The organism is uncultured Aurantimicrobium sp. (assembly GCF_936931525.1).
In the GTDB taxonomy this organism is placed as follows: domain Bacteria; phylum Actinomycetota; class Actinomycetes; order Actinomycetales; family Microbacteriaceae; genus Aurantimicrobium.
The window spans coordinates 1-11,482 of the sequence record NZ_CAKZII010000028.1 but is presented as its reverse complement, the minus strand read 5'-3'; the positions used below and the strand labels follow the sequence as shown (position 1 = coordinate 11,482).

The window sequence follows — 11,482 nt, the reverse complement described above, 5'->3', positions numbered from 1 at the left end:
CGCTCAGATCTCTGCTGCCCCCTACGGTTCGCCCAGCATTCTTCCTATCTCGTGGGCCTATGTCCGCATGATGGGTGAGCAGGGTATTCGTGACGCAACAGCCTCTGCTGTTCTCGCAGCGAACTACATCTCTAAGCGTCTGGCTGAGTACTACCCCACCCTCTACACCGGAGACAACGGCCTCGTTGCACACGAGTGCATCCTGGACTTGCGTCCCCTCACTGACCTCACCGGTGTGAGTGTGGATGATGTGGCGAAGCGTCTGGTGGACTTCGGTTTCCACGCTCCCACCATGAGCTTCCCCGTTGCGGGCACGCTCATGATTGAACCCACTGAGTCTGAAGACCTCGATGAGATTGAGCGTTTCATCAATGCCATGATCACCATCAAGGCTGAAGCAGACGCTGTGCTGGCTGGCGAGTGGCCTGCAGAGGACAACCCTCTGCACAACGCTCCTCACACTGCAGCATCCATCGCGGGGGAGTGGAACCACCCTTACTCGCGCGAGAAGGCCGTCTACCCCTTCGCTGAAGGCTTGGATGCTGCTACCCGCACCATGCGCGTGCGCAGCAAGTACTGGGCTCCGGTTCGTCGTATCGATAATGCCTACGGTGACCGTAATCTGGTGTGCTCCTGCCCACCGCCTGAAGCGTTCGAAAACTAGCATTGAGCCCCTCTTGAAGAGGGGCTCAATTCTTTGTGCGACACGATGAGTTTTTAACGATATATCGCTGTACCATGAAGTTGTACTGCCAATATGGTGACGCCAAGCCCCGCTGTGGGGGTGTGGACTATAGGCTTTCCGCCGCCATTAGATCTATCGACTAATGGAAAGGCACCACAATGAACAATCTGTCCGAGTTGTTGACTGATACTCAGTTCAACATCGTCTTCAACATGCTGTCACTTGGTGTGGCAAGCATGCTCTTCACCACGTTCTTCTTGGTTCTCGCCAGGGATCGTGTACTCCCGCGCTATCGCCTCGCAGTCCTCATTTCTGCAACCGTGACCGGCATCGCCGCCTATCACTACTTCAGAATGTTTGACTCCTTCAACCACGCATTCTCAAGCCTTGATGGCGCGATGAACAACGCTGCTGTCTACAACGTGGGTTACCGCTACGTTGACTGGCTGCTCACTGTTCCATTGCTACTTGTTGAGACCGTTGCCGTCCTGGCGCTGACTCGTCAGCTTCAGGGTTCGCTGCTCAAGCGTCTTGTTCCAGCAGCAGCACTGATGATCGTTCTGGGATACCCCGGCGATGCAAAGCTCGACCTCTGGGGCATCGCTCCTTCGGTCTGGGGTCTGCTCTCCACCATCCCATTCCTGTACATCATGTACATCCTGTTCGTTGAGTTGGGTAAGAGTCTGGTTCGCCAGTCTGAGCCCGTCCGTAAGAAGATCAAACTTCTTCGCATCTTGCTCATTGCGACCTGGGGCGTTTACCCCATCACCTTCATCCTTGCGATGAACAGTGATGGCTTCAACGCTGACCAGTTCGTAGCCCGCGAAGTTGGTTACACCATCGCCGACATCCTGGCGAAGTGTCTGTTCGGTCTGCTCATCTTCTCGATCGCTCGCATGAAGTCCGCTGAGGACGATGCAGAGTTCGCAAAGACTGAGTTCCGCGACTAAACATCTGATTACAGAAAAGGCAGGTCCCCTATCGGGGGCCTGCCTTTTCTCTTAGGCTGAGAACCATGACGAAGAATGCCCTCATCGTGGTTGATATGCAGCAAGGTTTTGACGATCCCCGAAATGGTCCCCGTAATAACCCTGCGTGTGAAGAGAACGTGAATGCACTGCTCGAATCATGGCGTTCCGCAGGTCAACCTGTCGTTCTTGTCCGTCACGATTCCAAGAAGCAAGGTTCTCCGCTTGCCCCTGGGCAATCAGGCAATGACCTCAAGACGGGCATCGAGGGTCCGCATGATCTCTTCATCACCAAGACCGTGAACTCGGCCTTTTATGGCACCCCTGATTTAGACGCTTGGCTGAAGAAGGAAGACATTAACGCCATCACGGTGTGTGGCATCATGACGAACTTCTGCTGCGAAACGACAGCTCGCATGGGCGGCAACTTGGGTTACGACGTCACCTTTGTTCTCGATGCCACAGCAACTTTTGATAAGAAAGACATGGACGGGAACATCATTCCTGCTGATCAGATTGCCCGCACCACGGCAGCAAATTTGCACGGAGAATTTGCTACGGTTCGATCAACCGCAGAGGTTCTGTCGAACTAGTTCAGAATGGCCTTGTCGACCACGTTCATGACGAGGTCGATCCAGGCTGCTGGGTCTACCTTGTCGGGGGCAATGTCGTCGACAACACGGCCCACGGTGTAGGCCTGAACGAAGACAGCGGCTGCTCGAGCATCCACGTTCTCTGACATCCAACCCTTGTTCTGAGCTTCGATGAACAAGTCGGTGAACGCATCGGTCAGACGCTGTTGTTCTGCGCCCAAAGCGGTGTGGAAGCGGGGGCTGCTGTACGTCAGGCCAGCTGCGCGAGCACGTTCGAGACGGAAACTCGCGCGCTCTTGAGCTTGATTGAAGGTATTGATCCCTCTGAGCGCAACCAGCAACTCCTCACGCGATTTCACCGTTCCCAGCAATTGAGCAAGTGCGTCAATGGTGGCATCTACGTTCACTCCAAAGCGAGCAATCAATGCTGCTTCGAGGAGATTTTCAAAGTCTTCGAAGTGGTGATACAGCGAACCCTTAGAAACACCAGAGGCCGTCAGTACCTGATCTGCGGTGATGTGTTCTGGATCCGAGCCATCTAACAGTTCCACCATGGTGGCGATGAGGCGATCGCGGGTGGGGTGTGAAGATTTGGGCATAGCCCAATTCTATTGCGATAAATACCCCGCGCTGATTGGACTTTAGGTATACGTTACTGGGCTGGAGCGGGCTCAACTGCAGAAGCAAAAAGCTTCTTTGCTTCATCGCTGAGTCCGTAGGAACTCACCACAATCTGGGGGACATTGATGCCTGTTGCCTGGCCAGAAATCACGGAGGTCATCACCAGGTCGTCCTTGGTGTGAAGCTCGATGGTGAAGTTATTTCCCTCGATTTTGAAGATGTTGTCACTGAGTTTGAACTCAGCGTCAGCAAAAGTTTCTGAGCTCAATAACTTCTGCAAGGCAATGATGGAAATGGACTTCTCATCATCGAAAGTAGGAGTTGTCTTGTCGGCCAAGTTGGAGGTGACGACCTGCTTGCCCTTGGGTGCACTGGGGTCATAGATCAGAACAAATTCTTTGTCTGCAACAGAGAGGGTTTCTGTGCCGCCTTCAGCGTCAAACTTCTTCACTGAGTTCTCTACGACAGCGGTCGCTGCATTTCTGGCAGCAATGCCAGAGAGGTTTTTGTTATCAGTGATACTGCAGGCAGAAAGCACTGCCGTGATCAGGAGGGCGACCAAGGTCGCACCAATAAAGCGCTTAGACATAGCTACAACCCTACCGAGAGATTCTTATGCGATTGCTGTGAATGACCTAGGTGCCTGGAAGGAATCCTGGAGCAAGTGCTTTGACGGCGGCATAGCCGGTGAAGGAAACAATGTCCAAGATCCAGTGCGCAATGACTAGTGGCATCGTGCGACCCCAACGCTGGTAGGCCAGCCCAAAGACAACGCCCATGACAAAGTTCCCCACGAAGGGGCCAAAGCCTTGATAGAGGTGATAACTCCCTCGCAAGGTTGCTGAGGTGAGGATGATCTGCCAGGTTTTCCAGCCGAACTCGCGCAGGCGGGTGAACAAATAGCCCACCACAATGAGTTCTTCCACAAGCGCTGCACGCAATGCCGCCAGCACAAGCACGGGCACGGTCCACCAGTAAGTATCCAGCGCGGTAGGAACAATCGTGACGGTAATCCCTAAGGCGTTGCCCACCAGATAGAGACCTAAACCAGGGATTCCAATGAGAGCAGCGAGCCCAAAGCCGCGAAGCACGTCCTTGCCGGGTTCGGTGAAGTCAAAGCCCAGCTGGGTGAAGGCACTCTTGCCTGGCTTGGCCAATAGCCAAAGAACCAGAATGACGGGCACTAACCCGAAGAAGATCCCGAGTAATTGGTAAACCAAATCAAAAACGGGTTGCGAAGCCAAGGGTTGGTTGATCACAGCCTTTTGGGCGTTGAGAGCCTCGGGGGAGAGAAGCTTTCGCGCCAGCGACACAATCGAGTACACCGCTGAAGAGCCCAAAGAGAGCCCCAGCACAATGGCAATCTCAAGCCACGTGCGCGCACGCTGTTGTTTCTGGGTCCAGTTCTCCATAGTGAGTTGAATGAACTACGCCACGCGACGTCGTCGGAGAGCTAGGAAAGTTAGAACCACACCGCTGGCGGTGAGTGCAATGCCCAGGGGCAGTGCACTGGCTTGCGGGCTTCCGGTGTCAGCCAATCCGGGGATGGTTACGGTGACCGAGTCCTCGGGAGTTGTTGAATCCAAGAATGGCGTGGAAGAAGTGGCAATCACGTGGTTGGTAAAAGTGCCACCCACGTTGGGGATGCTTACTTGGTAGAACAAAGTTTGATTCGAACCCGAGGCCATATCTCCCAGCTGACAAGTCAGTGTTTGTCCGCTGACTGTGCAGCCTGAAGGTGTTTGAACCAAGCTTGTTCCCTGCGGAAGGGTGTCGGTAATGACGGTGTTCACGGCAACACTGGGGCCGGCATTAGTCACAGTGACCTGGTAGCCCAAAGGAGCACCAGCTTCAGGTGAGGTTGTCAGGTTTTTCAGAACCACGACATCTGCCACATTGTTCGCTGTGATACTTGCATTTGCCGTTTCACCATTGCTCAGGGTCGCTGTGTTTACTACCTGGGTTCCCGTTGCAACATTTGCATTCAACGTTCCACTGATGACGACAACGTAACTGTTTCCACCATTCATTCCTGAGGGGAATGTACACAGTGGGGTTGCTCCCAGTGTGCACGTGGGAGTGGGTTCACCGGTCAGGTTGTTGTTATCTGCGGCAGTGATGGTGACATTCGTTGCTGTGAAACCAGCAACTCCAGGATCAGCCAGCGTAACCGCGCTGTTGGTTGCCACGCTTCCCGCATTGTGAACTGTGACGAGCCAGCCTGCAATCGAACCACCAGAAGTTGCCGGAGGTGCAGCTATCTTGGTGATCTTCAACGCACCACTGTTGTCAGGGCGGATTGAAATGGGTGCCGTTGAAAAGTCATTGATGGGGTTGGGGTCGAAGCTCTCTGAGCTAATTCGGGCCGAGTTGAATACTTCGATTTGAGAAGAAGTAGTTGCTGCCGTCATGGTCATTGTGAAGGTCACCGTTTGGTTCACAGTGAGGTTGCCTGCGACACACGTGAGGACTGTGTTTCCGGAAGAAACAGCAGAGGTGCAACCCGTAGGCAGGCTTCCGGGGAGTGTGAGTGACGCGGGGATCACGTCGGAGAGCACAACTTCGGTTGCGTTGCTGGGGCCGAGGTTTTTTACCTCAAAGGTCATTTGGACTGTGCCGGCTGAGGTAACAGTTCCTGCGGCAAATTTTTTCGTCAATTGCACATCAGCTGCTGCTGCAACCGTTGTTGGAGCGTCGTTAGTGCTGAACGTGTCAACACTAATTCCGTTATCGGCATCCACAGTTGCAGTGTTATGCAGGGTGCTGTTTGACGCAGCAGAACCCACTTTGACCTGGAAGGAAACGTAGGCCGTAGCCCCAGCTTCAATGACACCAGGGACACCGCTCACACCTACTGGTTGCATGGTTAGGGTTGAGCCGGAGAGTGTGCCAGTTGGAGTGGCAGAACCGGCAACGTATGTGGTGTTGGTGGGGATGGCATCAGTGATGGTCACATCTTCTGTAGCGGCACCACCTTGGTTAGTGACGGCGACGACATAGGTGAGGGTGTCTCCAACATTCGCTGGCCCCGCAGGGTACACAGACTTGGTTGCCGTCACACACGCGGGTGTTCCGAAGGAGATATCGTCCAGGAAGTTACCAATGCTCTTGTTTCCACCGTGAGTGGTGTCTGCAACAAAGGCGAATTGGGTGATGTATTGCCCTGCAGGCACGGTGTAGGTGCCAGTCCAGCGACCCCATGCAGTATTTCCGTCGCTGATTGTTCCAGAAACGTAGTTAACCGCTCCTGCTTGATTTCCAATCTCAACGTGCATCGTGTCCACGCCTTGGCGGCCGCGGTGGGACAAACTCCAGGTCAGTGTTTGGCCAGGGGTTGTTGCAATCTCTTGGTACAAAGTCGAAACCTGGGTGGCATTAATTTCAGCAAACTGTAAGCCGGCTGCTGCAGGAACGCCGTTGAAGCCGGATTTCCAGATTTCAATCAGTTGATCAGATGCAGTGGTGGTCCAACCAGGAACATCCCAGTCTTTGAGCTGCTGGTAGGTGTTGGTGGTCAACACTGGGGCTTCAAAGCTCTCATTCTCCAGCTGTGACGCTGGAGGGGGACAAGAGGTCGCTGCAGTCGCCGTAGTGCCCTGTGTTGTGTCTGCGATCAGTGTCAAACCACTTGCGATCAGGCAGGCAGCAACGAGCAAAAAGAGTAAACGGCGCATTTGCCCATTATTCCACCGGGAGATAGTCCTTCAACCAATAATCCACAGGGCCTGCGGTATGCTTGAAATGCTCGATTTACCCGGCATTGCACACCTGTGGTGCCGCTGGTTTTATTTTGTCGGGCAATCACTTCTAACCAACGATGACCATGTTCGGTCATCGAGAGGATTTTTCATGGCGCACGCCCTCCGCTCAGACCGTCGCAACGTCGCAATCGTTGCCCACGTTGACCACGGTAAGACCACGCTTGTTGACGCGATGCTCAAGCAGACCAACTCGTTCGACGCCCACTTTGCTGGCGAAGACCGCATGATGGACTCCAACGACCTCGAACGCGAAAAGGGCATCACCATCCTCGCGAAGAACACTTCTGTTTCTTACGAGGGCAAGCACGCCACTGACGGCCCCATCATCATCAACGTAATTGACACCCCTGGCCACGCAGACTTCGGTGGCGAGGTTGAGCGCGGTCTGTCCATGGTTGACGGCGTTGTTCTCCTCGTTGACGCATCTGAAGGTCCTCTGCCTCAGACCCGCTTCGTTCTGCGTAAGGCACTGGAAGCAAAGCTTCCCGTTATTCTTCTGGTCAACAAGACCGACCGTCCCGATGCTCGCATCGACGAGGTTGTCGGAGAAAGCCAGGACCTTCTTCTCGGCCTTGCTTCAGACATGGCAGATGACGTGCCTGACCTTGACTTGGACCTCGTGCTCGACGTTCCTGTTGTGTATGCATCTGGCCGCGCCGGCGCTGCCAGCCACAACAAGCCTGAGAACGGCTCGTTGCCTGACAACGACGACCTCGAGCCACTGTTTGAGGCAATCCTCAAGCACGTACCAGCTCCCTCGTACGATGATGCACACCCTCTACAGGCTCACGTAACCAACCTGGATGCATCGCCATTCTTGGGTCGTCTCGCTTTGCTTCGTATCTTCAACGGAAACATCAAGAAGGGCCAGCAGGTTGCCTGGGTCAAGAACGATGGAACTGTTTCTAACGTCAAGATCACCGAACTTCTCATCACCAAGGCTCTTGAGCGTTTCCCCACCGACACTGCAGGCCCCGGTGACATCGTCGCTATTGCCGGTATTGAAGACATCACCATTGGTGAAACCATTGCTGACCCCAACGATGTTCGCCCCTTGCCCACCATCACCGTGGACGACCCTGCGATCTCGATGACCATTGGTACCAACACCTCGCCCATCATCGGCAAGGTCAAGGGCCACAAGCTCACCGCTCGTATGGTCAAGGACCGTCTGGACCGCGAGCTCGTCGGTAACGTCTCCATCAAGCTGGTTGACATTGGTCGCCCCGACGCCTGGGAAATCCAGGGCCGTGGTGAACTTGCTCTGGCCATCCTGGTTGAGAACATGCGTCGCGAAGGCTTCGAGCTCACCGTGGGTAAGCCACAGGTTGTGACCAAGAAGGTTGATGGCAAGTTGCACGAGCCTTTCGAGCACCTGACCATTGACGCTCCTGAGGAATACCTCGGTGCTGTTACTCAGCTTCTGGCAGCTCGCAAGGGCCGTATGGAGTCCATGACTAACCACGGCACCGGCTGGGTTCGTATGGAATTCATCGTTCCTTCACGTGGTCTGATTGGTTTCCGCACCGAGTTCATGACCATCACTCGTGGTGCTGGTATCGCGAACGCTGTCTCTCACGGCTATGAAGCATGGGCTGGCTCCATCGTGACCCGTGTGAACGGTTCGATTGTTGCCGACCGCGCTGGTGTTGCCACTCCATTCGCCATGGTTGCCCTGCAGGAGCGTATGAGCTTCTTCGTTGAGCCAACTCAGGAAGTGTATGAAGGCATGGTTGTCGGCGAGAACTCACGCGCTGATGACATGGACGTCAACATCACTAAGGAGAAGCAGCTGACCAACATGCGTCAGTCCACTTCTGACAGCTTCGAGCGCATGACCCCGTCACGCAAGCTCACCCTGGAAGAGTGCCTCGAGTTTGCTCGTGAGGACGAGTGTGTTGAGGTTACCCCTGAGTTCGTGCGTATTCGCAAGGTGGAGCTGGACTCCAACGCTCGTGCACGCACGACCAGCCGCTTGAAGAAGCAGAACGAGTAATACTCGTTCTCGAAAAGAACTCGTACGAAAACCCTCGCCTTACCTGGCGGGGGTTTTCGCTTTCATCTGGCGAAGGAACAGTGTCAAGACGATGGCTGCAAAGCCGATCCAGCCTGCAACCTGTAACCAAGACATCTCGGGAGTGAAGCCGATAGTTCCGCGCAGGATGACGCCGTACCAGCTATCTGAGGGGATGACACCTGAGACGTTGAAAGCCTTGTCAGCATCGCCGGGGATGAGCCCTGCCTCTTGCCATTCGTGGATGCCATAGCTGAGGACACCTGCGGCCACGATGATCAGGAATGCGCCTGACCAGGTGAAGAACTTGGAGAGGTTCAAGCGAACCATTCCCTTGAAGATCAGCCATCCCAGAAGTGCTGCAATACCCAGACCGACGACAGCGCCAATGGTGGGCAAAACCTTCTCACCTGTTGCGGTGGCAGCTGCCCAAATGAACAGAGCGGTTTCAATACCTTCACGGCCAACAGCAAGGAAAGCCACAAACATGAGCCCCCAGCCGTTTCCGGCAAGGTTCTTATCGATATCGGACTCCAGGTGACCTTTGAGGTTGCGGGCCGTCTTGGCCATCCAGAACACCATCCAGGTGACCAGGGCAACTGCCAGGAAGGATAAAGCACCTGCAAGAATTTCTTCGGGGGCGCCTTCAAGCTGAGCAACACCAGTGCCAAGCATGATGCCCACGATGGTGGAAATCAAGGCGGCGAGTCCCACGCCCAACCACATCTTGGGGAGCGCATCACGGCGATCAATCTTGATCAAGTACGCAGCGAGAATCCCGATAATCAGTGCAGCTTCGAGACCTTCGCGGAGACCGATGAGCAGGTTAGCAAGCATGAAGTGCACAATTCTTTCGTGGGGGATTGTTGGTTAGGGTTGCCTAACTTAGGTTTACCTTAGTAAGGATTACCTAACCTCGTCAATCTGCGGGGATTCGCTCAGTGGAAATAATCATACGGATACGAACGATATTTAGCTAGATACACTGAAGGAATGTCAGAAACTGCCCCACGTCGCCCCGCATCAACCCGCCTGCTCCTGAGCGCAGGAGGCTTTGCCTTGGGTTTGTTTGTGGGGTCTGTGACCACGGTGGCGCATCAAAGTGTTTCCACCATCGCCGGTATTGACGTGCCCTGGGGTTTGATTCTTGGACTGATCGTGGTGACCGGCTTTCTAGTGGGCCTGCGCATCGTTGTGCAAGACCGTCTTATTGTTCTCGTTGCAGCACTAGGACTCGTGGTTATGGTGTTCCTGCTGAGCTTAGAAAGCACAGGAGGATCTGTCCTTGTGCCCAACAACCTGTGGGGCACCATCTGGGCAATAGCGCCCACGCTGATTGCCACCATTGTGGTGGCCTGGCCTCGCTTGCCACAGCGAAGCCGTGGCGCGGACAAAGGCACTGCCGTAACCGCATAAACTTGTGTGAGTAAAGCCCGTTCCTTGAAGGAGTACCAAGTTGACCTACGTCATCGCCCTGCCATGTGTAGACGTCAAGGACCGTGCCTGCATTGACGAATGCCCCGTGGATTGCATCTACGAAGGCGACCGTATGCTCTACATCCACCCGGACGAGTGCGTCGACTGTGGTGCATGTGAACCTGTCTGCCCTGTTGAAGCCATCTACTACGAAGATGACCTTCCTGAACAGTGGGCTGACTACTACAAGGCCAACGTGGAGTTCTTCCAGGAAATTGGTTCTCCCGGTGGCGCAGCCAAGGTGGGCGTCATCAAGGGTGACCACGCCGTTGTCTCAGTTCTTCCTCCCCAGGCTTAAGTTTCATGCTCACTGAGCTGCCTGAATACCCGTGGGATTCGATGGCGCCCTATGTGGCGAAGGCGAAAGCTCACCCCGGTGGCGCTATTGATCTTTCTATTGGGTCTCCCGTAGATCCCACACCTACCGTCATTCGTGATGCGTTGGCTTTGGCCACTGATTCACACGCCTATCCCACCACCATCGGCACCCCTGCGCTGCGCGAGGCCATTGTGGAATGGTTTGCTCGTCGCCGCGGTGTGACAGGGCTTGGTGTGGAGAACGTCCTGCCCACCATTGGGTCCAAAGAATTCGTGGCATGGCTTCCCTTCATGCTGCGCCTGGGCCCAGGAGATGTCGTGGTTCATCCCACGGCTGCCTACCCCACCTACGACATCGGGGCACGGATGGCCGAGGCCATCCCGTTCCCATCTGATGATCCTGCCGAATGGCCAGAGAACACCAGGCTTGTTTGGCTCAACAGCCCAGGCAACCCTGACGGGCGTGTGCTGGATAAGGCAGAACTGAAAGCTCGCGTAGACCGAGCACGTGAACTCGGAGCTTTCATCGTTGGAGACGAGTGTTATGCAGAGCTCGGCTGGTCGGGTCGCTGGGAAAGTGAACCTATCCCTTCACTGCTCGATCCTGAAGTAACCGGGGGAGACCTCGCCGGCATCCTCACTGCGTACTCGTTGAGTAAGCAGTCCAACCTGGCTGGTTACCGTGCTGCGTTTGTTGCCGGAGATCCTGCGCTGATAGCCCAGCTGACCAACATTCGTAAGCATGCCGGCATGATGCAGCCAGGTCCCGTCCAGGCCGCCATGGTTGCAGCTCTGGCTGATGACGCCCACGTCGCAGCCCAGAAAGAGCTCTACCGCTCTCGCCGTGAACTCCTCATTCCTGCACTGAACTCTGCTGGTTACCGTCTCGACCACAGTGAGGCCGGGCTCTATCTCTGGGTCACTGAAGGTGTTGACGCATGGGCGTCCATTGACAAGCTGGCGGGCCTAGGAATCATTGCTGGCCCAGGTGTTTTCTATGGAGATTTCTATCCCAACCACGTACGCCTGTCATTGACAGAAACAGA

General features: G+C 55.0%; 11 protein-coding genes and 1 pseudogene. 7 read left to right on the top strand and 5 right to left on the bottom strand.

Annotation, left to right across the window (positions count from 1 at the left end):
- The 3 genes and pseudogenes from Q0362_RS01265 to Q0362_RS01255 all read left to right on the top strand — a co-directional run.
- Positions 1-664 (top strand): annotated as a pseudogene (locus Q0362_RS01265) (glycine dehydrogenase (aminomethyl-transferring)); the annotation flags it as partial.
- A 179-nt stretch (positions 665-843) separates the two neighbouring features.
- A complete protein-coding gene (locus Q0362_RS01260; protein ID WP_298118945.1) occupies positions 844-1,635 on the top strand; it encodes a bacteriorhodopsin-like in 792 nt (263 codons plus the stop codon).
- Between the two features lie 65 nt (positions 1,636-1,700).
- Positions 1,701-2,246 carry a cysteine hydrolase family protein gene (locus Q0362_RS01255; protein WP_298118943.1) on the top strand — a complete coding sequence of 182 codons (546 nt, stop codon included), beginning with the start codon at positions 1,701-1,703 and terminating at the stop codon, positions 2,244-2,246.
- On the opposite strand, the gene Q0362_RS01250 is transcribed toward Q0362_RS01255, so the two are convergent.
- From Q0362_RS01250 to Q0362_RS01235, 4 genes are read right to left on the bottom strand one after another with little or no spacing between them, the layout of a single operon-like run.
- On the bottom strand, positions 2,243-2,845 hold the full coding sequence (locus Q0362_RS01250) for a TetR/AcrR family transcriptional regulator (RefSeq protein ID WP_298118941.1): 603 nt from the start codon (positions 2,843-2,845) through the stop codon (positions 2,243-2,245). The two genes, Q0362_RS01255 and Q0362_RS01250, sit on opposite strands and share 4 nt — an antisense overlap.
- 53 nt (positions 2,846-2,898) lie before the next feature.
- On the bottom strand, positions 2,899-3,456 hold the full coding sequence (locus tag Q0362_RS01245; protein ID WP_298118939.1) for a hypothetical protein: 558 nt from the start codon (positions 3,454-3,456) through the stop codon (positions 2,899-2,901).
- A 46-nt stretch (positions 3,457-3,502) separates the two neighbouring features.
- Positions 3,503-4,279 (bottom strand): CPBP family intramembrane glutamic endopeptidase, encoded by a 777-nt coding sequence (locus Q0362_RS01240; protein WP_298118937.1) that lies wholly within the window; start codon positions 4,277-4,279, stop codon positions 3,503-3,505.
- Between the two features lie 15 nt (positions 4,280-4,294).
- Positions 4,295-6,541, bottom strand: coding sequence for a DUF11 domain-containing protein (locus Q0362_RS01235; RefSeq protein WP_298118936.1), 2,247 nt, complete (start codon positions 6,539-6,541; stop codon positions 4,295-4,297).
- A 175-nt stretch (positions 6,542-6,716) separates the two neighbouring features.
- Here Q0362_RS01235 and typA point away from each other — a divergent pair, with 175 nt between their 5' ends.
- Positions 6,717-8,624, top strand: a complete 1,908-nt coding sequence (typA, locus tag Q0362_RS01230) for a translational GTPase TypA (RefSeq protein ID WP_298118935.1) — start codon at positions 6,717-6,719, stop codon at positions 8,622-8,624.
- Between the two features lie 39 nt (positions 8,625-8,663).
- Here typA and efeU read toward each other — a convergent pair whose 3' ends face one another.
- Positions 8,664-9,479 carry an iron uptake transporter permease EfeU gene (gene efeU / locus Q0362_RS01225; protein ID WP_298118934.1) on the bottom strand — a complete coding sequence of 272 codons (816 nt, stop codon included), beginning with the start codon at positions 9,477-9,479 and terminating at the stop codon, positions 8,664-8,666.
- A 156-nt stretch (positions 9,480-9,635) separates the two neighbouring features.
- Here efeU and Q0362_RS01220 point away from each other — a divergent pair, with 156 nt between their 5' ends.
- The 3 genes from Q0362_RS01220 to dapC form a co-directional block, all read left to right on the top strand.
- Positions 9,636-10,058, top strand: coding sequence for a hypothetical protein (locus tag Q0362_RS01220; RefSeq protein ID WP_298118932.1), 423 nt, complete (start codon positions 9,636-9,638; stop codon positions 10,056-10,058).
- A 40-nt stretch (positions 10,059-10,098) separates the two neighbouring features.
- Positions 10,099-10,416 carry a ferredoxin gene (fdxA, locus tag Q0362_RS01215; RefSeq protein ID WP_298118930.1) on the top strand — a complete coding sequence of 106 codons (318 nt, stop codon included), beginning with the start codon at positions 10,099-10,101 and terminating at the stop codon, positions 10,414-10,416.
- Between the two features lie 5 nt (positions 10,417-10,421).
- Positions 10,422-11,482, top strand: a 1,061-nt coding sequence (dapC, locus tag Q0362_RS01210; protein ID WP_298118928.1) for a succinyldiaminopimelate transaminase, incomplete at its 3' end; no start/stop codon positions are given.